Source organism: Acinetobacter sp. MYb191, assembly GCF_037572605.1.
GTDB classification, from domain to species: Bacteria; Pseudomonadota; Gammaproteobacteria; order Pseudomonadales; family Moraxellaceae; genus Acinetobacter; species Acinetobacter johnsonii.
The window spans coordinates 40,345-63,235 of the sequence record NZ_JBBGZP010000019.1; the positions used below are offsets into that span (position 1 = coordinate 40,345).

Annotated in this window: 18 protein-coding genes; 14 read left to right on the plus strand and 4 right to left on the minus strand. The window is 38.7% G+C overall.

What is annotated here, in order from left to right; all coding sequences use genetic code 11:
* Position 1 precedes the first annotated feature (1 nt).
* The 5 genes from WH214_RS13210 to WH214_RS13230 all read left to right on the plus strand — a co-directional run bounded on the left by WH214_RS13210 (position 2) and on the right by WH214_RS13230 (position 7,252).
* Positions 2–3,064 (plus strand): type I restriction endonuclease subunit R, encoded by a 3,063-nt coding sequence (locus tag WH214_RS13210; protein ID WP_339422871.1) that lies wholly within the window; start codon positions 2–4, stop codon positions 3,062–3,064.
* Between the two features lies 1 nt (position 3,065).
* Entirely contained in the window at positions 3,066–4,685 is a 1,620-nt protein-coding gene (locus WH214_RS13215) for an AAA family ATPase (protein ID WP_339993542.1), read from the plus strand.
* Positions 4,682–5,551, plus strand: a complete 870-nt coding sequence (locus WH214_RS13220) for an HNH endonuclease (RefSeq protein WP_339422869.1) — start codon at positions 4,682–4,684, stop codon at positions 5,549–5,551. The genes WH214_RS13215 and WH214_RS13220 overlap by 4 nt, the downstream gene beginning before the upstream one ends.
* A 99-nt stretch (positions 5,552–5,650) precedes the next feature.
* Positions 5,651–5,914, plus strand: a complete 264-nt coding sequence (locus WH214_RS13225) for a hypothetical protein (RefSeq protein ID WP_163123791.1) — start codon at positions 5,651–5,653, stop codon at positions 5,912–5,914.
* Positions 5,915–5,971: 57 nt separating this feature from the next.
* The gene (locus tag WH214_RS13230; RefSeq protein ID WP_339422868.1) at positions 5,972–7,252 is read left to right on the plus strand and encodes a hypothetical protein; all 1,281 of its coding nucleotides are present in this window, start codon (positions 5,972–5,974) and stop codon (positions 7,250–7,252) included.
* A gap of 42 nt (positions 7,253–7,294) precedes the next feature.
* On the opposite strand, the gene WH214_RS13235 is transcribed toward WH214_RS13230, so the two are convergent.
* Both WH214_RS13235 and WH214_RS13240 read right to left on the minus strand, forming a co-directional pair.
* Positions 7,295–9,562: an ankyrin repeat domain-containing protein gene (locus tag WH214_RS13235; RefSeq protein ID WP_339422867.1), complete on the minus strand. Its 2,268-nt coding sequence runs from the start codon at positions 9,560–9,562 to the stop codon at positions 7,295–7,297.
* 437 nt (positions 9,563–9,999) lie between these two features.
* Positions 10,000–11,244, minus strand: coding sequence for a tyrosine-type recombinase/integrase (locus WH214_RS13240; RefSeq protein ID WP_339422866.1), 1,245 nt, complete (start codon positions 11,242–11,244; stop codon positions 10,000–10,002).
* A gap of 443 nt (positions 11,245–11,687) precedes the next feature.
* On the opposite strand from WH214_RS13240, the gene WH214_RS13245 reads away from it, so the two are divergent.
* Complete coding sequence (locus tag WH214_RS13245) at positions 11,688–12,044, plus strand: hypothetical protein (protein ID WP_339993545.1); 357 nt, start codon at positions 11,688–11,690, stop codon at positions 12,042–12,044.
* A gap of 148 nt (positions 12,045–12,192) precedes the next feature.
* Here the strand turns inward: WH214_RS13245 and WH214_RS13250 are convergent, their stop codons facing one another.
* Positions 12,193–13,683 carry a SmvA family efflux MFS transporter gene (locus WH214_RS13250; protein ID WP_339422864.1) on the minus strand — a complete coding sequence of 497 codons (1,491 nt, stop codon included), beginning with the start codon at positions 13,681–13,683 and terminating at the stop codon, positions 12,193–12,195.
* 115 nt (positions 13,684–13,798) lie between these two features.
* Between WH214_RS13250 and WH214_RS13255 the strand changes: the two genes are divergently transcribed.
* The 8 genes from WH214_RS13255 to WH214_RS13290 all read left to right on the plus strand — a co-directional run bounded on the left by WH214_RS13255 (position 13,799) and on the right by WH214_RS13290 (position 21,426).
* Positions 13,799–14,386 (plus strand): TetR family transcriptional regulator, encoded by a 588-nt coding sequence (locus WH214_RS13255; protein ID WP_339422863.1) that lies wholly within the window; start codon positions 13,799–13,801, stop codon positions 14,384–14,386.
* A 528-nt stretch (positions 14,387–14,914) separates the two neighbouring features.
* The gene (locus tag WH214_RS13260) at positions 14,915–15,901 is read left to right on the plus strand and encodes a quinone oxidoreductase family protein (RefSeq protein ID WP_339422862.1); all 987 of its coding nucleotides are present in this window, start codon (positions 14,915–14,917) and stop codon (positions 15,899–15,901) included.
* Positions 15,902–15,925: 24 nt separating this feature from the next.
* Positions 15,926–16,774, plus strand: a complete 849-nt coding sequence (locus WH214_RS13265) for a TauD/TfdA dioxygenase family protein (protein WP_087014966.1) — start codon at positions 15,926–15,928, stop codon at positions 16,772–16,774.
* A gap of 60 nt (positions 16,775–16,834) precedes the next feature.
* Entirely contained in the window at positions 16,835–17,938 is a 1,104-nt protein-coding gene (locus WH214_RS13270; RefSeq protein ID WP_339422861.1) for a 3-keto-5-aminohexanoate cleavage protein, read from the plus strand.
* Positions 17,939–18,088: 150 nt separating this feature from the next.
* Complete coding sequence (locus WH214_RS13275; protein ID WP_339422860.1) at positions 18,089–19,429, plus strand: MFS transporter; 1,341 nt, start codon at positions 18,089–18,091, stop codon at positions 19,427–19,429.
* A complete protein-coding gene (locus tag WH214_RS13280) occupies positions 19,426–20,082 on the plus strand; it encodes a DsbA family oxidoreductase (protein ID WP_339422859.1) in 657 nt (218 codons plus the stop codon). Before WH214_RS13275 ends, WH214_RS13280 begins: the two co-directional genes overlap by 4 nt.
* Complete coding sequence (locus tag WH214_RS13285) at positions 20,079–20,405, plus strand: Rieske (2Fe-2S) protein (RefSeq protein ID WP_087014957.1); 327 nt, start codon at positions 20,079–20,081, stop codon at positions 20,403–20,405. Before WH214_RS13280 ends, WH214_RS13285 begins: the two co-directional genes overlap by 4 nt.
* Positions 20,398–21,426 carry a YeiH family protein gene (locus WH214_RS13290; protein WP_339422858.1) on the plus strand — a complete coding sequence of 343 codons (1,029 nt, stop codon included), beginning with the start codon at positions 20,398–20,400 and terminating at the stop codon, positions 21,424–21,426. Before WH214_RS13285 ends, WH214_RS13290 begins: the two co-directional genes overlap by 8 nt.
* A 166-nt stretch (positions 21,427–21,592) precedes the next feature.
* On the opposite strand, the gene WH214_RS13295 is transcribed toward WH214_RS13290, so the two are convergent.
* Positions 21,593–22,609: an AraC family transcriptional regulator gene (locus WH214_RS13295; RefSeq protein ID WP_339422857.1), complete on the minus strand. Its 1,017-nt coding sequence runs from the start codon at positions 22,607–22,609 to the stop codon at positions 21,593–21,595.
* Positions 22,610–22,891: the final 282 nt, after the last annotated feature.

The window sequence follows — 22,891 nt, forward strand, 5'->3', positions numbered from 1 at the left end:
GATGTTTAACGAGTCAAATGGACCAGAAGAAGCAATTGTCCAAAAACTACAAAATTTAGATGGGGTAAAGTGGGAATTTGTATCGGGGGATACAATTCCTAAATCTCCGCAGGATGTCTTAGTGGGTACTTGGCTTAAGCAGGCGTTGATTAAACTCAACCCTGCCATCCAAGCCAATCCAGACTATGCAGATGAAGTGATTTATAAGCTTCGTGCTGTATTTTTGGAAGCAAAATATACAGGTCTGGTCAAAGCCAATGAAAACTTTTATGAATGGTTGAAATCAGAAAAATCATTACCTTTTGGTGAGAATGGTGAGCATGTCACCATTCACATGATTGACTATAACAATCTTGAAAATAACCACTATGTCGTTTCAAAACAGGTGCATTTCATTGCTGCCACAGAAGCCTATTTTGATATTGTGCTTTACATCAACGGCATACCTCTCGTTGTCGGAGAAATGAAGACGGCAACTCGTCCGGCAATTAGTTGGGAAGACGGCGCTGCTGATTTCTGTGGTGGAACGAAAAATTATTGGAGTAATGTTGCTCCTTTTTTTGTGCCTAACTTACTGTGTTTTGCATCAGAAGGTAAAACATTTGCCTACGGCGCAATCAATGCACGTCTAAAAGATTGGGGACCATGGCATACAACTGAACAGCGAGATGAAATTTTACCGGGCTTGGCATCTGTACTTGAAAGCGTAGCAGGGCTATTAAATCCAAATACGTTGTTAAAGCTACTGCAATCATTCACGCTATATTCGTCCGTAAAAATTGGCAAGAACCTAGCACCGACCAAAATTAAGATTCTGCCACGTTATCCACAATTTGAAGCAGCTTCACAAATTGTACATCGTGTAAAAACTGGCTATCCAAAGAAAGGTCTGATTTGGCATTTCCAAGGTTCTGGTAAATCACTGCTTATGCTGTATGCAGCGCAAATGCTACGTGCCGATGCAAAGCTTAAGAATCCGACTGTATTGGTAGTAGTAGACCGTAAAGACTTAGATGGTCAGATTAATGACACCTTTGGTGGTGCAGATATTAAAAATCTTGTACCTGTACAAAGCTGTAAGAAGCTAGGACAGCATATTGAGCAAGACAGTCGAGGCATCTTAATTACGACCATCTTTAAATTCCAGGATGTAGAAATTGACCAAGATAATCTTAATGGCTTAAATGCACGAGACAACATTATTGTATTGGTGGATGAAGCACACCGTACGCAGGAAGGTTCTCTAGGCGAGAAAATGCGTTGGGCCTTACCAAATGCATTCTTCTTTGGTTTAACCGGTACACCAATTTCAACATTAGAAAAAAATACCTTTAAGCTGTTTGGTGCGGAGGAAGACGGAGGACGCTATATGAATAAATATAGTTATAAACAGTCTATTCGTGATGCTGCAACTAATCCTGTGAAGTTTGAGCCTCGCTTGGCCGAACTACGTGTAGATCGTGAAACGATTGATGCTGAGTTTGAGAAATTAGCCAAAGAAAATGATTTAAGTGAAGAACAAAAAGCACAACTTTCACGCCGTGCTGGAAAGCTAGCATTAATGCTGAAAGCACCTAAGCGTATGCAACGAATCAGCGATGACATTGTTGAGCACTTTAATTCGCATGTTAAGCCTAAAAAGCTTAAAGCGATGGTGGTGGTTTTTGATCGCGAGGCTTGTGTGCAAATGTATTACTTACTGAAAGAAAAACTGGGTAAGGACAGTGTTGAAGTCATTATGAATGTGGACCGTGCGCCAATTGAAGTAACGGACGGTGATAAGAAAGGAAAGCTCAATAAAGACTGGCGCCGTTGGAAAGAAGAGCTTAAGTTGCCGGTAGAAAAGGATGATTTTGAGCGTTGGCAAAAAATTGATGCTGATAGCCAAACACAGAAAGATATTTTAGAAGGTTATAAAGATTCAGAGAATCCATTACAAATCATTATTGTGACGGCGAAGTTGCTGACTGGTTTTGATGCACCAATCTGCTATTGCATGTATTTGGATAAACCACTTCGAGATCACACTTTACTCCAGGCAATGTGCAGAACGAACCGTCTGTATGAAAAAGATGGAGTTAAAAAAGAGATGGGCTTAATTGTCGATTATCTTGGTGTATTTGAAAACTTACGCACGGCGCTGGCTTACGATCCTGAAGATATTGATAAGGTGGTTGAAGCGATTGAAAGTTTTAAAGAGCTATTTCAGCCCGCATTGCAAAAGTGTCTAGATTTCTTCCCGGGTGTAGATCGAACAGTGGAAGGCTTTGAAGGCATTATGGCTGCACAGGAATGCCTGCCTACCAATGAAAAACGAGATAACTTTGCTCGTGCCTTTGGCGTGGTGAATAAACTGTGGACGGCAATTTACCCAGATAATTTCTTAAATCCTCATCGACAAGATTTTAAATGGCTGGCGCAGATTTATGAAAGTATTCGTCCTGCAACGGGTACAGGTTCATTAATTTGGGCAGCACTTGGACCACAAGTGATACAAATGATTCATGAAAATACCGATGTAAACCGTATTCGTGATGACATTAGTTCACTGACCATGGATGAACATGCAATCTTTACATTGACTGAGAAAGAGCAGGAGCGCCGTGCAAGTCAGCTTGAGATTAATCTTTTAGGTCGATTAAGAGGCCATGATGATCCGCGTTTCGTTCAACTTGGTGAGCGGTTAGAAAAGCTCCGTCAAGATTATGAAGCAGGGGTAATCAAGGCTATTGATTGGTTAAAAGGTTTGCTTGAAACAGCGAAAGAAACTGTTCAGGCTGAGCGTGAAACAGGGGAAGTACCTGTTACTGAGCTGGATAATAAAGAGGCTTTAACGAAGCTATTTATTGAAACCCGACCTGAAAAAACACCCGATATTATTCGTCAAATTGTTGAGCAGATTGATGAGATTGTGAAAATAACACGATTTGATGGTTGGCAGACTTCGGTAAGTGGTCCACGAGAAGTACAAAAGGCATTGATCATTACACTGAATAAGTTTGGTTTAGGGAAAGATAAAGAGCTTTTTGAAAAGGCTTATGGGTATATCAAGGGGCATTATTAAAATGGATTTTATAGTTATCGGAAGTAGAGAGTGGTTTAAATCAGAGGGTAGAAATGTTGCATACTTAAAAATTGATCATTGGGATGATTATGATTTTTGTACTCAATTTTCTGTAAAGTTATTTGATGATCAAGGTGTTGGGGTTGAATTAGGTGATGTTAAAATTGGATATCAGGGTCAACCTAAGGACACTGATTTTCCAACGTATAAAAAGTTAGATCAATATTTTCAATCTTTAGATGAAAAATTTTTCTCATTAGGCCAAAGTGTTGAATACTATAAAAAGCTTAATAATGTTTCAGAATTTAGTAGAAAAGGATATTTAGAAGCACTTAATGATTTAGTTCATCAGCCTAATTTGATTGATACTATTTCAAAAGAGGAAGTCTTTGGGTATTCACTAATTCGAGATGTCAGTTTAACCTCAATAAAAGGTCAATTTAAAAATGTACTAGAAGGTGGTAATGAATTAACGCCTTTTAATTTCAGATTTAAAAGTATTGATACAGAAAGAATTGGAGGGGTTCAATTAGAGTTTGATGTAGAAGTTGGTTCTAAGCCATCTACTAATCTACATGCAATTATTGGTAGGAATGGTGTTGGTAAAACTACTCTTATCAATAGTATGATAGCGAGTATAATGAATAATAGCTCTGATGATTCAGCTACTTTCTATGATCTGAGTCGCTATAGTGAAAAAGTCATTAGTAAAGATTATTTTAGTGCATTATTTTTAGTTTCATTTAGTGCATTTGACACATTTAGGCCACCTCTTGAACAAAATGATCCGGCTAAAGGAACATGTTTTTATTATCTAGGGCTGAAGAATCTTGATGAAAATGACAGCTTAAAGAGCTTTGGTGAGCTTAGAGAAAATTGTTTAGACTCCTTAATTAATTGTTTTAATAATAAAAAAAAGAGAAGAAGGTGGATCAATGCAATTGATAAACTTGGTTCTGACTCAAATTTTTTTATGATGAACCTAAAAGAATTGTTACCAATATATAGAAATACAGTGAGAGAGGTTTCTGAATCATTTCAAATTAATTCGAATGATTTAGAAACTAAGAAAAAGAAAAGTGAATATATAAAGAATAAATTTAGGATTTTTTTAATCCCTTATCTTTCAAGAATGAGTTCTGGTCATGCAATAGTTTTTATGACAATTCCGCGACTGGTTGAAAAAGTGGATGAGAAAACTTTAATTCTTTTCGATGAGCCAGAGACACATTTACACCCACCTTTATTGTCAGCATTAGTTAGAGCACTATCAGATTTACTAGTTAATTGTAATGCTGTATCGATTATTGCAACTCACTCGCCTGTGGTGCTTCAAGAAGTTCCAAGTAACTGCGTTTGGAAATTATTTAGACGTGGGAAAAATATGGAGTTTTCAAGACCAAAAATTGAAACTTTTGCTGAAAGTGTAAGTGATTTAACTACTGAAATTTTTGGATTGGAGGTTACTCATTCCGGATTCCATAATTTACTACAGGAATCTGTAAATGAAGGGAAAAACTATAAAGAGATTCTAGAAGAATTTAATCATCAAATTGGTTTTGAAGGTAGAGCTTTACTTAAAGTCATGATTGCAGACAGAGAAAGAGGCCATCAAGAATGAAAAGACTAGCTAAGCCTGATTATGATTTTGGTGATGTGCTTGATAAATGTATAAGTGGAATATTACGTGGTAATGAAGACTTAAAAACTACGATTCAGGCTGATAAAAGAGAAGCTTTATTAGATGGTGCATGTTATGAAAATGAAGCGCAACAAGGGAAGTTATATGCTTATCAGGAAATGAAACGTTTTCATAATTTAACGGCAATTAGTGTACAAACAAAAGATCACTATATACATTTATATGAAACCTATTTTGTTCCTGAATCAAAACCTGAAACACGTACAATTTATGATGCAATATTGAATGTTGCTAAAGAAGATTGTCCATTCTGTGGAGGTTTGGGTACTCCCAAAAATTTAGATCATTTTTTGCCTAAAGCTAAATTCCCACAGTTTAGTGTTTTTCCATCTAATCTAGTTCCCGTTTGTCTTGATTGTAATTTGGATAGTAAGAAAACTTCTTATGCTTCTACTGCTGAAGAACAGACATTACATCCATATTTTGATAAATCAATATTTTTTCAAGAGCAATGGATAACAGCAGACTACATTGCTGATACAAATCTAGATGAACCGGGTGAATTTCAATATTACGTAAGTGCTCCGAGTAATTGGGAGGATATAGATAAAGCTAGAGTAGAAAATTATTTTGAAGATTTTAAATTAGCTAGTCGGTACGCCAAGCAAGCTACATCCTCTCTAAAATCTAAATTAAGATCAATTAAACGTGAATTAGATAGAGGGGTCAGTATTCAGGAAATTATTGATGATGTTATTCAGCCTGATATTGATGATGCACCTTTTGTAAATTATTGGGAAGTCGGGATGAGTGATGCGCTTATCAAATATTTAGCTGTACAGTAAAGAAAAAATGAAAATATAAGTTTGGACTTATGTGTTTGATCAATTTTTTGTTAATTTTTTATGGCTAACAATTTTGTTAGCATAATTTTGGAGACAAAAATGAGTGCTACGTGGAATGCTGCGAAAGAAGTTTACCACTTCAATCAAATACGTCAGACATACTCAGAACAAGATCATTTGCATGCATTAGCAACTGATATTATGACTCATGAGAGTTTAGCATATGTTGACGCTATGCAAAAAGCTACAGCTATATATCACTACCATTTATATTTACAAAGTAATTACTTGCCAAATAGAAATGCACGTTATCAGTTACAACAACAATCTGATGATGGGCTTAACTTTCAACCTGCTGGCTAATGAATAATGCGGATAGGTGGGGGATTGCCCTCCACCTACAACTATGGGAATATTAAAATGTCAAAAGAAAATTTTAGTGATATTGAGTTGGAAAATAGAAGTGTAACGAATGCTATGGCATCTATACTTAGTCTTCAAACAACTCAAGTAAATGATATACTTCCAGTACAATCTGAATCTTTTCAAGAAGTCAAAAAAGTATTAAATGACTTATTGAATGAGGGGTTTAGTGATAAATGGCGTAGAACCTTAAGCTTTGAGTTAAAAGCCGATTATTTAGATCAGCCATCATTGGAAAATGCTAGTGCTCAATTTGATAACTCATTAAACCCAAATAATTTTTCAGATATTGCACGAAGTAATTATAAAAAAAGACTTAATATTTTAAAAAAATTTGAAGAAAAGATTTATAAAAAAGAAGAACTTCTTAAAATGATAGAAGATGAAACAATTGCTCCTACATTCGAAAATGGAGTTTATAAATTAACATTGCAAATCGAAAATCAATTTAATTTTTTATACCATCAATATGAATCCGATGAAATGGATTGGATAGAATCTCAGAACCCAAATGCTGAAAATTTAATATTGGATTCGAATCAAATAATGCAGGTGGCAGATAGAGCTTATAAAGCTTTATTTAATTACATTGAGAGAAATAAACTTATTGATAATGAGGATTCAATATGGGAGAAAATAATTATAAATTCTTCTATAAATCGATCAATAATTGAGTTCGATGAATTTTATAGAATCAGTTGTGAGGTAAATAGTTTAATTGAAAAAATGTTTGATGATATTAATTTTGATTTGAACTTTTCATTGCCTGAAAATATTTTTGTAGAACAAATGTTCAATAATTTGTCTATGGGGGATGGGGTTTCCAAAGAAAAAATAGGATACCAGGTAGAAGATTTCTTAGAGGCATATTTTAAGTTTCAACGTCAAACTAAAATTGGTCCAGATTTTGAAAAAATTCATGGTTCACTTGAAAATAAAAATTTAGTAAATTTAATCTTTATTTGGTTGGCCTATGGTGGTGTGAAAATAAATAATAGAATTTTAGGTGATACTAACTCGACTAGAAAAATAGTTACTCCAAGACAACAGTCTTTAAAAGAAGTAAGATCAACAAACATTTACTATATTATAAGAAGATTGTATGACACTTTGTTTTACTCAACACAGTTGAAGCAAGAATTATTTAAAAAAGATAATATTTTTGAATATCAAAAAGTAATTGCTTATAAGCGTGCTAAAATTCGACAGATTTTGGTGTCAATGAAATTCTTTAATCTTGATACCTTGAATAGGTTAAGTGCTAATTTTTCTAAATAAAGCATCCCCCTCTTTGGATGAGATAAAAGAGGGGGGTATAAATCATGCTATGCCAATTAATGTTTTAGCTTGGTTAGATTTGAAAAATTCCGCGATCTCATATAAGAAAACACGGCGTCCCTCATCAGCTTTTACATAGCTTTGTTCCAATTGTGCGCCGTGCTTTAGCATCAGATCGACAGCATAAGCATTATCTTTTTCAACGGCTAGCATGAAGGGTGTATAGCCTTTGATTGGATACTGAGCTGTATTTTGATTTGGATCGGCACCATATTGTAAAAGTAACTCGAAAATCTCGTAGGCATCGCAAACTTTCTTGTCTCCAAGAGAGATTCGCTTCACCTCCTCAAATAATACCTTTCTAGGGTCATGGCTTGGTAGGCTCTGGAGTTGCTTATAACTTTCGATATCGCTACCACCGTTAGAATGACGTCTAATCGAATCTGCAAGATATTTATCATTTGCTTGCTCAACTTTATGATCATTCAATATGCCAATCACACCTAAATTCTGGTAAAGCATGGAAATACCATAAAGACCTGTAACATTAGGATTAGCCCCATTCTCTAATAACAATTTTGCAAGTTTTGGTATATTTTCCTCAACAGCTAGGTTTAAGGGGCAAGTCTGCTTTTTCGCTGTGCATTCATTTAAAAGCTCTTTATCAAAACCACATTCGAATACATATTGGATGAATGCGTATGTTTCATCGAATTTAGCAGCAATGTGGTTCAATGCCAAAAGCACAATACTTTCTTTATTTGAAGTTAATGCATTTATGTTTGCACCAGCTTCAATGAGCTTTCTAGCCGTAGAAAAATCTCCGATAGCGACAAAGTAGTGAAGTTGAGGCCATTTACGTCTTTGTTCAATATCAATGTGAATGCTTACATTTACTTTTTTAAAGTTAGGGCTAATATCCATAGGAACTGCTAGTTTGCTGATTTTTGGAATTAATTTCTTAATTTCCATACCGTTGTCACTAAAAGTCTCGGTAGTAAAATATTTAAAGAATCCAACTAGGGTTGCTTCTTTTTCCCATTCTTCAAAAACAAAGTCGGTTTTAAAGCGGTCAGGGCGCTCAATTGGATCAAAGATTCCAACTTTAAGGTCAAATTGGATCGCTAAATTTGAAATCTTTCCAATGAGTTTATTTTGGCTCTCCACAAGTGAAGCAATACAAAGTATCTCATTAAGTAGTACTTCTAAATAACGCATATCACGATATAACAAACCATCTAGGCATAGTTCATATTCAGCGAGTGCTTCCTTAAATTGATATTGATATACCAAATTAATTGCTTTAGCCCAATGAATATATGGCAGGAGATGACTTACTTCTTGGTGCTCAGTAAGGTACTTATCTATTTGGTTTATCATCAATGTATTTAGTTGAAAAGTAGTCTCACCTGTTGAGCTATATACTATTGATGCTAAGCGAGTGTCGGTTTGATCAATACGTTTAACATGCGTTTTATCAAAAAACACTTGAGTCAACTTCTGATATGAAAGAGGGATCTCCATCAAAAAAGGAAAATGTGTTTGTGCATTGGCACTAGCCATCGCTCTAAATGTAAGTGCTTGGGTGTCATGTTGCGAAATACGATGAGACTTCAATTTTTGGTTGTGTTGTTCGGCCAAAAACTGGATAAAGTTTCCATGTTGCAATGAGAAGCCATATTTAATTTTTAAGGCTTGTAGCAAGCGTGCAAAACACAACAATTCATAATGTGCTTGCGATCCTTCAGTGTCGGTCAAGAATAAGCGTTTTAAGGTCGACGGCGTAGGTAATGCATCTGGGCGACCAAATTTACTGATGTAATTTTTATCATCAGGACTTAAATCGTCACTTTTCCAAAAAAGAGCAAATTTTTCATCATTATTTTTTAGATAACTTAAGCTTTCTTGAATAAAGTTTTCGCCTTTCCAGTGCTTAGTAATGCCCATTTGTGTAACGCAAAAGGTTATGAGTTGATGAAGAGATGGAACTAAGTAATTCGACCATAGTGAAGTTCGAATAGAATCAACATTCATCAATGCAGTTAAGCGAGCATGTATTAGCATTGCACTATAGCGGTCTAACACATTACATTTAAGCAATGTCGTGAACTGCAAATTTGTACGATCTGAAAACTCTTTTGGGCATAATTGATCTAAAAATAAGTCGGCATCATAGTGCGATGTGAATAGTTTGTTTGATGAACCGTCTAAGTGTTTAGAATCCGTCTCTGAGAGTTGGCTCTTGGTATCCATGTGGCTAAATAAATCACGAATAATTTCTATAGTTGTTGGAAAGGTATTCTTTGGCATAGTAAAGCTCTGCGTATATCTGTCTTAAAGTTTAAATAGGCTTTTCGGTCACTGGGAGTACCGGGTATCGTAATCTTTTGTATTTGATTTACAAGCAAAAAATCATGTTTTTTGCCTGGTCTAAAAGATGCGATACCATCCTTAATAAGTCGCCGAATAAATTTGTTCAGCTCTTTGTCATTACTGTACTTTTTCATCGGGAATCCTGGATTAAGGGGATTGCTCCCCTTAATGATTATTTGGCATTACCACGGCCACCACCTGATGGGCGACCTGTTGTACTTGGCCAGTTGCCACCAGGACCGGGATGAGATGACGGTGGGCGATTGTATTGAATGTGCATGAGGAGTATCCTTCGTGTGCATAGCGGAATTGCTATGAATTGAAGAATATAGAAATGCAATATTTTCTTCTTCTGAGAGAATGGATTTTAATTTTTAAAAACTAATTTTGGCTTGTTCTAATACCCAGTTTTCATACTTCTGTAGATGCCCTCGCAACATATCCATGGGGCGAACGGTATAGTGCTTTTCTGCTAAAGCACTTGGTTTATGTCCAGAAATTTGTGCAGTGACACCTACAGGAATATCGACCCATTCTGCCAATGACTTAAATGAACGTCTAAGACCATGTATTGTTAGCTGAATATCTATTTCATTACAGATTTTCTTAAATTCTTTGTAAGGATTAACGATGTATCCCGTCGCAGAGGTATTACTGCTAAATATATAAGATGAATCGCTGGTTTTTTTTAAGTCACGTAGTAATTTTTCTACGTATTTGGTCATAGGTATAATACGCCCATTATCTTCAACTTTATCCTTCAGTTGGATCGTTTTCCACCTAAAATCTAAGTCTTCCCATGTAAGTGATAGAAACTCATCTTTTCTGGCTCCAGTTAATAGACAACAAATATAAAATGTAGCCAAGGCTTTATTTTGAGAATTGAGAACGGTAGAGAACCATATGTCTAACTGTTCTCTTAGGAGGCAATCTTTTCTTGCTTGAACTGGCTTTACTTTGGATCTTACTTTTTTAGATTTAATTGCATTTGTAGGTGCTATTCCTTGGAATCTATCATCTTCTTCACACCAATTTAAAAAGGCTCTAACGAGACGGAAAGCTTTACTAGCTGTAGTTTCTCGGTAATTATTATTCTGAAGCCATTCAGAAAAAAAGTTGTTATCAAGATCTGATAACCTTTTTTCTAATAATTCAAAAATAGGCTGAGGTTTATAGTGAAATTTTTTGATTTCATCAAATCCACCTTTTGATAGTAATAAATGATCAAGGTAGGTGCGTTCTCTCCATCTTTCTTTATTTTCTTCAAGATAAATATTCCAAGCTTCTTTGAATAAAGTTTCTTTTCGTTTTTCAGTCTTAAGATATTCTTGGTCTGATTTAATACGTTTATCTTTTTCAACTTTGGGGTCGATCCCTTGCGTACACATTACAGCAAGCTCTTTAGCTTTTTCACGAGCTTCAGTTAGTCGCCAATCTTTAATATTCCCAATAGTTATACGTCGTGTTGTAGACCCTACACGTCCCTGAAAGATATATGTCTTTTTATTGTTTGGGGTTACTTTTACCCCAAAACCGCTGGTAGAGCTATCCCAATAGAAAGAAGGCTTTGAGTCAGATAGGCATTCTAGTTTTTCAATTGCTGGTTTTGTAAAATTCATATAGATACCAAAAAAATAAGCAATTAGTAAGCATATTTAAGATACTATAATCAACTTTAAAGGCCAATGGTTGAAAAATAAAGTTTCGTATCTTATTGTATATAAAAATATATTTGATTTTTTTCTTGTGTGTCATTGTATGGGTTGTAGAACTCATAATCCGTTGGTCCACAGTTCAAGTCTGTGTGGGCCCACCATACATATCAACCACTTAGGTGTATTAATCCTAAGTGGTTTTTTATAGTTAATTTCTTGTAAGCACTATGTAAGCAATTAAAAAAATCAGAAAGCTTACATACTTATAATGTTGTCTTGTCATTGAATTTCATTTTGAAGGTTTTATTTCTGACTTATGACCATCTGAATCAATCTCATATTTCCTAAATGTCTTTTTAATATAGAGATTGGCTAAGGCAAGTTTGGTTTCTATGAGGGCTTATTTGGTGAATCCGTTACTCATTTTTTTCTCGTTTATAATTGGTGGGCTTGTAATATTAGTGTTCTGGAAAATATTATTAAAAGATATTTACTATAAGATCTGTAGGCTTATAAGAGGCAAAGAGACAGAGGCTGAAATTGTTTATTACTTAGATTCTCTTATTAAAGTTCAATATCAACCGCTATTTTTTATGCAGTTGCGGCTCAACATCGATGGAAATGAAACTATCACTGATAAATTTAAAGTTATCATGAGAAAAAGTGACGCTGCAAAATATGCTGTTGGAAAAAGAGTAAAAATCAAATATGACCTTAAAAATATTGAAAATGTCATAATACTAAATGTAATTGAAGATCTATAAATAAGCTTATGTCTAAAATTTTAGTGACTATTTATCATTTAAATTTTTCAAGTTATAAAGTCATGTTAAAAACTAACGGAGCTTTATGCAATAGTCTGTATAAAGCTCCGTTATTCTTCACTATACGTGAATGAATATTATGCAGAATTTAGGAATCAGCAGATTGAACTTTATCTGGTAAAGCTCGCCAAACAAAGATAGAGAGAATTAAAAACATCACGCCGGAAATAGTGAGCACCTTACTATGTGAATGAATAAAAGCGTCTGAAGCTGCTTGTTTAAGCTCTTGCATCAACGCTGGGTCCAAATGTCGAAGTAGTGAGATCGCCTCACCTATTGAAGAGCTTGCTTCAGTAAGCATATTTGCAGGTAGTGTATCCGGTAAAACAATAGATTGTGCATAGAATAATGAAAGTAACAATCCAAAAATAGCAACTCCCAAACCAGCCCCGAGTTCATAAGCCATACCCTCAATTGCTCCAGCTGCGGTTGCTTTCTCAGGGGAAACGGCAGACATAATAGCTGCTGTAGAAGACAATAATGCAATTTCAACACTGATACCCATAAACACCATCCATACCCAAGCTTGAATATAATGTGTACCAAAATTGGTCATGGCTAAACCAAAGAAACATACAGCACACATCAACATGCCCACTGTCGCTACAGGACGTAAACCATAATGATTCATCAGAACACTGGTGAAAGGCCCACCAATACTGATAGCAATCATAAACGGTAAAATAAAGAGTCCTGCTTCAAGCGGTGTATAGCCATACACAAACTGTAATTCTTGAGAAAGCAATAATTCAAAACCTACCAGTGCAATCATGGCAACCATTGCCATCACAATACTGGTTGAGATGATAGGATTCTTAAATAAGCTAAAGTCAATCATCGGTTGAACTGCACGGAGTTGATGCCGAACGAAGCCCGCCAATAAGCATAATCCAACAGCAAAAACCAACACTATCCCAAAACTAAAAGCGTAGATCGATGTTTTAATTGAATAGATCAGCATTAAAATCGCGATCACTAAGATCAGTGCTTGTAACAGGTTCAAAGGCTGTTTGGTTTGCACTGTTTGTTTAGGGACCAGCCATAAAGTCAAAATGAGTACAAGAATAATAATAGGAACATTAATGAGGAATACTGTACCCCATGAAAAGTGTTCCAATATAAAGCCACCTAAAAGCGGACCAAAAGCAGCGCCACCGCCGCCAACGGTTCCCCAAACTCCTAAAGCATAATTTCGCTGTTTTTCATCTAAGAAGGTGTTTCGAACACCAGCCAAAGTTGCCGGTAGAATCATGGCTGCCCCGACACCTAAAAAGGCTCTGGCTGCAATCAACATATAAGCTGAATTTGCAAAGGCCGCCATCAATGAAGCCACACCAAAAATACTTGCGCCAATTAACATCAGGCGCTTAAAGCCAATTCGATCTCCCAATGCACCCATTGGCAAAATTAGCCCAGCCATAATCAGCGAATAAATATCGATGACCCATAACATTTCACTGGCAGACAAAGAGAGGGTTGAACTCAATGTCGGGATCGCAACGTGGAGTACTGTTGCATCAATTGAAACAGGTAAATAAATAAGTACGATGATTGCCAAAATCACCCATTTACGGGACATAAAACACCTAATTAAAGTTGGACGCTTGTTCAAGTTTGCTTATTATATCCACACTTGAACAAGTGTCCAACTTTGTTTAATATCTGTTTTGTAAACTCTGTTGAATACTAATGCAATGAACTATTTAAACCGTGAACAGCGTCGTACGATGATTTTAGATGCAGCAAAATGCGTAGCACTACTAGAAGGTCTTAATGGTTTAACTGTGCGTAGGATTGCCGCCGAAGCCCAAGTTTCGACAGGGCAAGTGCATCATCATTTTGAATCAAGCTCGCACTTAAAAGCTGAAGTATTTATTGAGTTGATGAATCAACTCGATCAAGTAGAAGATCAAATCACAACCAATAGTAGTCTTGAACGCCTATTTTTATTGCTCGGCATTGAAAATATTGAACAAACACAACCTTATTTACGTTTATGGAATGAGGCTGAGATTTTAATTGAACAGGATCAGGAAATTAAAAAAGCTTATAACGTAACAATGGAACAATGGCATAACTCTTTAGTGGCCACCATTGAGCAGGGGATTACTCAGCAAGAATTTAAAGTTTCTACAGTAAGTTCTAGTCAAGACATTGCATGGCGGCTGATTGCTTTTGTTTGTGGTTTAGAAGGGATCTATCAACTCGGCTTAAAGGGCTTAGATCAGCATTCTTTTAAGCACCATGTTGAAATGGTACTTAAAATGGAACTGTTTCAATAAAAGAAAGTTCCAGCGTGGTATTTCATTATTTAAGCCATTCGGTCTTCGTATCCCATGAGCTTTTGTTTAATCCACATTAGTTCAGCACTTGGAAGAATCTGTACCTCGTGCCTTGTCGAGAGAGTCATACCTGCTAAATCATCTCATTCTTATCTCTTTTTTTAGTATCGGGGTCTAAGATAGTTTGAAAATAAAAAGTCATGGGACGTTTAGTAGTGACTTGCTGTTGCTCAAATTCGGTGTGTTGCTGGATACTTTAAAGTGCAGCGTGAGTTAATAAATTTGTACTACGAAGCATTCATTTCAAATGTAACCATATAAGTATTCAGATAAATAATGGTTATAACAAAAGTAATTGATTTTAAATTGTTTATGTGTGAAAGCCTTAAGCGGTTTGGATAGTCTAACTGCATTACGATGTCGTAAAATGCTAAGTGAATGTCGCCTTATGTAAAGTGTTGCTCTATTGAGTGTTGTAGTTTTGATGTGTGATTAATCACTGAATAAAAATATAGCATGGATAGAAAAATGACGTCGAATAAAGCAATACGATTCTATGGATCGGGTGTTCCTGAAGTAATGCGCTACGAAGATATAGAAGTAGGAAAGCCAGCCGCAGGGCAAGTTCTTCTACGTCATGTGGCAGTAGGGCTAAATTATGCTGACACCTATTTCCGTGATGGTACATACCAAATTCCGCTGCCAAATGGCATGGGCGTAGAGGCTTCTGGTGTGATTGAGGCCGTAGGTGAGGGTGTTACCGACTTTCAAGTGGGCGACCGTGTCACTTATACCGGCTTTTTAAATACCTTGGGTGCTTACAGCACATCACGATTAATTGACGCAAATGTTCTGATCAAACTTCCTGAAGGTATCTCATGTGAAACTGCGGCTGCCATGACCATGCGCGGTTTGACGTCTGCCTATCTCATGCGTCGTATTTATGATTTTAAAAAAGGTGACACAATTTTATTGCATGCCGCGGCAGGCGGTGTGGGATTGATTGTTGCACAGTGGGCAAAATTACTCGGTTTAACCGTGATTGGTACAACGTCATCTGACGAAAAAGCAGCGATAGCAAAAGCATATGGTTGTGACCATGTCATTAACTATAGCCATGAAAATGTGGCGGAGCGTGTGCGCGAATTAACTCAAGGCGTCGGTGTCAATGTGGTCTTTGATAGTGTGGGCAAAGACACTTTTATGTCGTCATTAGATTCATTAAAGCGTCGCGGTTTAATGGTGTGCGTGGGTACGGCATCAGGGCCGATTCCAGATTTCAATCCAGTGCTACTTGCCATGAAAGGCTCGCTTTATATCACCCGCCCAGCGCTGGCGGATTACATTGCTGACCCAGCTGAAAAGCAAGCTTTGGCCAACGAGCTGTTTGACCATGTTGCAAGTGGTCGAATCAAAATTGAAATTAATCAACGTTATGAACTTAAAGATGCCGTACAAGCACACCGTGATTTAGAGGCACGTAAAACAACGGGTTCATCTATTTTCGTTATTTAAGTTTGTTATTAGAAAGGATTTCTTATGCAAATTGAACAATTAAGCTGCAATATTGGCGCAGAGCTCAGCGGCATAAATTTGGCAGATGCGATTCACGATCAAGATTTATTTAGTGAAATTCGCTCGAACCTTCTTAAGCATCGAGTGTTGTTTTTTCGAGATCAAGATTTAACTCGTGCTGAACATGTGGCATTTGCAGAGCGTTTTGGGCAGTTGGAAGACCATCCTGCGGTAGGGAGTCACCCAGATCACCCGGGTTTGGTGCAAATTTATAAAAGCCCAGATAGTCCGATCGATCGTTATGAAAATGCGTGGCATAGCGATGCCAGCTGGCGTGAAATTCCCCCAATGGGTTGCGTATTACGTTGTGTCGAAGCGCCACAGGTCGGTGGAGACACCATGTGGACCAATATGATTTTGGCTTATGAAAACTTACCTGAAGAGATTAAAGCTAAAATTGATGGTTTACGTGCACGTCATAGTATCGAAGCTAGTTTTGGTGCAGCAATGCCAATTGAAAAGCGTTTAGCATTGAAAGCGCAGTTTCCAGATGCTGAACATCCAGTAGTGCGTACTCACCCAGAAACAGGCGAAAAAATCCTGTATGTGAATGCATTTACTACTCATTTTACCAATTACCATACCAAAGAGCGTGTTCGTTTTGGGCAAGATGCTAATCCAGGCGCAGCTGATTTACTACGTTACCTCATTTCACAAGCCTCCATTCCAGAGTACCAAGTTCGTTGGCGCTGGAAGCCAAACAGTATTGCTATTTGGGATAACCGTAGCACACAGCATTATGCCGTGATGGACTATCCTGCATGCCACCGCAAAATGGAACGCGCGGGCATTATTGGCGACCAGACTTACTAAGTTTGAAAACTAAAACATTTAAAGAAACTCACAATTTAAACACTATAAAGGGAGATGCACATGCAATTCTTTGACGATTCTTTGCACCCAGAAAACATGGATAAAGTGGTTATTACGGTTGCGCCTTATGGCCCAGAGTGGATGCCAGAAGATTTTCCAGAAGACATTCCTGTCACGATGGACGAGCAAATCCAAAAAGCAGTGGAGTGCTATGAGGCGGGTGCAACTGTACTGCATTTGCATGTACGTGAACTGGATGGTAAAGGCTCAAAGCGTTTGTCTAAGTTCAATGAGCTAATTGCAGGGGTGCGTGAAGCGGTACCTGACATGATTATTCAGGTCGGTGGCTCAATTTCATTTGCGCCTGAAAGTGAAGGTGAAGCTGCACTTTGGCTCAGTGATGATACTCGTCATATGTTGGCAGAACTGACTCCGAAACCTGATCAGGTGACGGTTGCAGTTAACACCACGCAAATGAATATTATGGAGCTGTTGTACCCAGAGTACTTAAAAGGCACATCACTTGAGCATCCTGCTATTCAAGAAGCGTATGCAGAAATGACTGTACCTGCAGGGCCAGCATGGTTGACCGAACATTTAAAACGTCTAACTCAAAATGGTATTCAGCCACACTTTCAGTTAACTGGTATGCACGGCTTAGAAACCTTAGAGCGTATGGTACGTAAAGGCTTATACATGGGGCCATTGAACCTGACATGGATTGGTATCGGTGGTGGTTTTGATGGTCCAAATCCATTTAACTTCTTTAACTTTATTCACCGTGTTCCAGACGGCTGTACCTTAACTTCAGAATCATTACTGAAAAATGTTCTGCCGTTCAACACCATGTCTATGGCGATGGGTTTGCATGCACGTGTCGGTAATGAAGATACGATTATTGATCACCGCGGTCAGCGTTTTGGTTCAGTGCAGCAAATTGAACAAACTGTTCGTATTGCCCATGAGCTTGGTCGTGAAGTGGCGACTGGCAAAGAAGCGCGTGAGATCTACCGCATTGGTGTGCAGTACAACAGTATTGAAGAAACCTTGCTGGCCAATGGTATGGCGCCGAACCGTAAAGCGGGTCAAAAAGGTGTTCCGCAACGTATTCATGAAGTGACATCTGAGCAAAACTCATATGAAATGAATCGTAAAGTCGGTTAATAAGTCACGATTAAAACAAGTAAATGAACATAAGCCGAGTCAAATGGAATGTTGACTCGGACTTGGTCACAAAGATGATTGTGCTGCGGATCAAGTGCAATTTTTATGAAGAATGAGAATTAGAACATATAAGAAACACAAGGAGGTCGTATGGGCGCGCATCAATATGCCAGTTCTACAGATGGTTTGGATACATCGATTGACGTACCACGTAAGTATGCGTGGTTGGTTTTTGCTTTAACTTTTGGCTTGCTCATTTCTGACTATATGTCACGCCAAGTGCTCAATGCGGTCTTTCCTTTGATCAAGAGTGAGTGGACGCTAAGCGATAGCCAGCTGGGTTTACTCAGTGGCATTGTGGCTTTAATGGTGGGCTTATTGACGTTACCTTTATCCATTTTGGCAGATCGATTTGGCAAGGTGAAAAGCTTAACACTCATGGCCGTGCTTTGGAGTTTGGCCACTTTAGGCTGCGCTGTCGCGGAAAACTATGAACAAATGTTCATAGCGCGTTTTATGGTCGGCGTGGGTGAAGCAGCGTATGGCAGTGTTGGTATTGCTGTCGTGGTTGCGGTTTTCCCTCGCGATATGCGTGCTACTTTAGCCAGTGCTTTTATGGCGGGTGGCGTGTTCGGTTCATTTCTAGGCATGGCGCTAGGTGGTGTGATGGCTGAGCATTTTGGTTGGCGCTGGGCATTTGCAGGTATGGCCGTATTTGGGCTGATTCTGGCCTTTTTATATCCAGTCATTGTAAAAGAAACAAAAATTGGCAAGACTTGCCGTCAACTTCGCGCAGAACAAAAATACGATAAATTGACCAACCCATTACGTTCTATTTATTCCAGCCGCTCAGTCATTGCGACTTATATTGGCAGTGGTTTGCAGTTGTTTGTGGGTGGCACGGTGATCGTTTGGTTCCCGAGTTATCTCAACCGTTACTACGGTATGAGCACCGATAAAGCTGGGTTAATTGCAGCCATTATCGTACTCAGTAGCGCAGTGGGCACCATTCTTTGCGGTATGTTATGTGACCGCTTAGGCCGAGATCGTCCCGTTCGCAAAGTAACGTTAGCCATAGCTTTTTGCTTGATTGGCTGTGTGTTGTTATCCATTGCATTTGCAATGCCTGCGGGTAATGCACAGTTACTCATGATCTGCCTTGGGATGTTCATTGCGCTTGGCACCAATGGTCCATCGAGCGCCATGGTCGCAAACCTCACACATAACTCGGTTCATAGTACCGCTTTTGCGACATTAACCTTAGCCAACAATTTCCTAGGTCTAGCTTTGGGGCCTTTAGTGGTCGGCAAAGTTTCAGACCTGATTGGACTACATAGTGCGTTTCAATTGATGCCGCTGATGAGCATTGCAGCTGCTGCTGTATTTTTCTACGCAAAACAACATTATGTACGCGATGTTGCCCGTTTTAATGCGCAGGCAATACCGCTGAATATTCAACACAACCCAGCATTAGATACGGATGATAAGTGATGACTCATGAAATCAATATTGAAGTTTTTTTTGATTTTATTTGCCCGTGGTGCATGATCGGGAAACGTCAGTTACAGGTCGCAATAGAAAAATTACGATATAGCCATCCCGACGTCATTGTGAAACTTCAGTGGAGGGGCGTGCAGCTTTTGCCACATATTCCTGTGGATGGCATTCCTTTTAATGCGTTTTATTTACAAAGACTGGGCAGTATGACTGCTGTCCGCATGCGCCAAGCGCAAGTTCGTGAGGCGGCTAAAGCGGTTTCAATTGATCTCGACTTTGACCGTATTCCACGTATGCCAAATACAGCCAAAGCACATAGTTTTTATGCAAATGCAAACAAAATATGTGATGCAGCTCAGAGTGATCGACTGCTCGAAGGGCTGTATTCAGCCTATTTTCATCATTCAGAAAATATTAGTGACACTGAGGTGTTGCGTAAAATTGCCACTTATTGTGGTTTTTCTGAAGAGCTGATTGATGCACTTTTACAGAAACCGCATATGCCATTTTTTAATGGTGATACGGGAGGGAAAGGCGTGCCGTATTTTGTTTTTGATCGTAGCTTTGCCATGGTCGGTGCCCGTCCTGCGGATGAACTTTATCAAGCCATGCTCGATGCTCTGGTCGAACGGAGAGAAATAGCATGACTACACATTTTGAAGTCCCTCAAACCAAAGTCCCTGCTTTAGGTGAACGTTGCTTCTTGCAAGTTGGTGATAAGACATTGGCTTTGTTTAACGTTGCGCATCAGCTCTATGCCATTGATGACAGTTGCCCACATCAGGGCGCGTCCTTATGTGGCGGCAAGTTAGAAGGAAAAGTCATCCAATGTTGTGCGCACGGGCTGCGTTTTGACTTGGCCAGTGGCTATCTACTCAATTCCACGAAACTCCGTGTTGCGTCTTATCCTGTACAGAAGGTTGGTGATCAGGTGTTGATCATGCTAGATAGCGGAGAACAGTATGAATAGTTCAAGCCAATTTAGCCTCAGCTATGCAGATAATATTCGTCAAAAAGTCCAAGCCTTGGCACCTGGTTTTAGTATCAGTTTGGTGGCAGCGGCAGCGGCAAGTTTTTTATCGGAACACTATGGTGCTCCGGTCATGCTGTTTGCCTTATTACTGGGTATGGGGCTGAGTTTTTTGTCGGTTGAAGGCCGTTGTAAAGCAGGTATTGAGTTCACTGCACGAACGGTGATGCGCATTGGCATTGCACTGCTCGGAATGCGGATCACTTTAGCGCAAATCACCGCATTGGGTTGGCAGCCTATTGCACTCGTGATCACCTTAATTATTGTCACGATTTCAGTTTCAATTATCGTTGCAAAGTTAATAGGCTTTCAAAAACTGTTTGGTATGCTGACAGGCGGTGCAACGGCCATTTGTGGTGCTTCAGCTGCGCTGGCATTATCTGTTGCTTTACCGAACCACCCACAAAAAGAAAAGGCAACTTTATTTACAGTGATTGGTGTTTCGGCGCTGTCGACCATTGCCATGATTGTGTATCCAATGATTGCAGAATGGTTGGCCTTGTCACCGACTGAAGCAGGGGTATTCTTGGGCGCAACCATTCATGATGTTGCTCAGGTGGTCGGCGCGGGCTATAGCATGTCGACTGAAACTGGTGATACTGCAACAGTGGTAAAACTGATGCGCGTGGCGATGTTATTGCCTGTGATTATTTGTGCAGCCATGATTACACGCATGCAAGGTGTAGAGTCTACAGGGCCACGTCCGCCACTTTTACCATGGTTTGCTGTTGGGTTTTTAATTTTGGCCTGTGTAAACAGTACAGGCTGGGTGCCTGTGGTGGTTCAAGGTGGTATGAATGAGTTGTCGCGCTGGTGTTTGATTATTTCAATCAGTGCATTGGGCATGAAAACACAGTTTAAAGAACTCGCGACAGTGGGTATCAAGCCGATCTTATTGATGGTGGGAGAGAGTATTTTCCTTGTGCTCTTGGTACTTTTACTGATGCATTGGATGTTCTAATGATGTTAAAACATTGAGCTATTCAGTACGTTATTTGCCAGTCAGTGATTGCAGTGCACTGACTGGTAAATTCTATGTATTACACGGACTTTTAAATGATTAAAGCTGATTCATTCAAATAGGATGAATCAGCTTTATTTTGAAGTAGATTTATTTCATGCGCTTATTAATGCGTAGAGCTTTTATGGTCATTTCTCCAAGCTAGGGGTGAAACGCCAAACTGACCAATAAACCAACGGGTGAAAGAACTTGGCATGGAATAGCCCAAAATGTCTGAGACTTGCCCAAGAGAGTAGTTCATATTTTGCAGATAGCGAAAGACTAAAGCCCGGCGCACATCGTTGGTTAAAATACTAAAACTGGTTTGAGAGGCTTCTAATCTGCGCTGTAAGGTCCGGACATTGATCCCATGTAAATGTGCCACTTGATCTATCGTGGCACGTCCCATAGGTAAAAGGAGATAAATACTTTTTCGAATATCGAAAATGATAGAGGATTCATTTTCATTTTGCAGCAGATCAATATCAAGATAGCGCTTCGCATGATCTGCCATGGCTGTATTGGCTTGTGGGTTGGCTTTATCTAGCTCTGCTACAGTACAAACAATGCCATTAAATTCGCTACCAAACTCTAAAGCACAACCAAAAACCCGCTGGTGAATAGCCAAGTTTTGTGGTGCGCTATGAGTGAAATGTACACCCAGAGGACGCCATTTTTGCGAAAGTAACATGGCACAAAAACGATGGGTGACACCCAAAGCCAATTCAATGGCTTGGCGGCTGTATTCGGTCGATGCGCCAACAACTTCCAAATGAATAATCACCGTATTTCCAGCTTCTTCAATATACATCTCAAGCGCATTATTAATAAAGTTTCTATACATAACAATGGTTTGTAGCGCATCTCGCAAAGTGTGCTGATAACTTAACAGTAGACTCAATTCACCAAAATCGGCAATTTGGCGCTGTTCCGCCATAAGCAGCCCAAATACTTCGCAGCCGCTCATTTCAGCAGATTGTTCTAACAGAGCGATGGCTTTGTCGACAGGGATACGTTGTTTCGGGTCATTGAGCTGCGCAGGATTAAGCCCTGCATTAGAAAGCAAATAATACGGATTGAAGTTGAATTGTTGGCTAACATTCAAATAATTTTTGAGTACAGCAGTATGGGCAAGTGGAATCACTTTAAGCTCCCTATTTTTACTTCAGTCGTCCTGACTGAACTTATTTTTAAGCAATATCCAGTACTATAAAAGTATCAGTTTCCGCACTTAAGTAGTGCGGTTTTTTGATTAAAATAGGCTTTATTTTATCAAGAAACCATTCAGATTTAAAAATGACTAATTCCTATATCGAATAAGAATTAGCCTTTAAATAAAATGCGGTAACTTAAGCCTCAAACGAGAGCATTTTCAGAGACTGCTTTGGGGGCAGTGGCCAACCTGAGCTGCTAAAAATCTGAATGC

Bases quoted from the DNA above. Each gene is read 5' to 3' on its own strand.
- WH214_RS13210 (WP_339422871.1), top strand. From the start codon at position 2: ATGTTTAACGAGTCAAATGGACCAGAAGAAGCAATTGTCCAAAAACTA.
- WH214_RS13215 (WP_339993542.1), top strand. From the start codon at position 3,066: ATGGATTTTATAGTTATCGGAAGTAGAGAGTGGTTTAAATCAGAGGGT.
- WH214_RS13220 (WP_339422869.1), top strand. From the start codon at position 4,682: ATGAAAAGACTAGCTAAGCCTGATTATGATTTTGGTGATGTGCTTGAT.
- WH214_RS13225 (WP_163123791.1), top strand. From the start codon at position 5,651: ATGAGTGCTACGTGGAATGCTGCGAAAGAAGTTTACCACTTCAATCAA.
- WH214_RS13230 (WP_339422868.1), top strand. From the start codon at position 5,972: ATGTCAAAAGAAAATTTTAGTGATATTGAGTTGGAAAATAGAAGTGTA.
- WH214_RS13235 (WP_339422867.1), bottom strand. From the start codon at position 9,562: ATGCCAAAGAATACCTTTCCAACAACTATAGAAATTATTCGTGATTTA.
- WH214_RS13240 (WP_339422866.1), bottom strand. From the start codon at position 11,244: ATGAATTTTACAAAACCAGCAATTGAAAAACTAGAATGCCTATCTGAC.
- WH214_RS13250 (WP_339422864.1), bottom strand. From the start codon at position 13,683: ATGTCCCGTAAATGGGTGATTTTGGCAATCATCGTACTTATTTATTTA.
- WH214_RS13255 (WP_339422863.1), top strand. From the start codon at position 13,799: ATGAACTATTTAAACCGTGAACAGCGTCGTACGATGATTTTAGATGCA.
- WH214_RS13260 (WP_339422862.1), top strand. From the start codon at position 14,915: ATGACGTCGAATAAAGCAATACGATTCTATGGATCGGGTGTTCCTGAA.
- WH214_RS13265 (WP_087014966.1), top strand. From the start codon at position 15,926: ATGCAAATTGAACAATTAAGCTGCAATATTGGCGCAGAGCTCAGCGGC.
- WH214_RS13270 (WP_339422861.1), top strand. From the start codon at position 16,835: ATGCAATTCTTTGACGATTCTTTGCACCCAGAAAACATGGATAAAGTG.
- WH214_RS13275 (WP_339422860.1), top strand. From the start codon at position 18,089: ATGGGCGCGCATCAATATGCCAGTTCTACAGATGGTTTGGATACATCG.
- WH214_RS13285 (WP_087014957.1), top strand. From the start codon at position 20,079: ATGACTACACATTTTGAAGTCCCTCAAACCAAAGTCCCTGCTTTAGGT.
- WH214_RS13290 (WP_339422858.1), top strand. From the start codon at position 20,398: ATGAATAGTTCAAGCCAATTTAGCCTCAGCTATGCAGATAATATTCGT.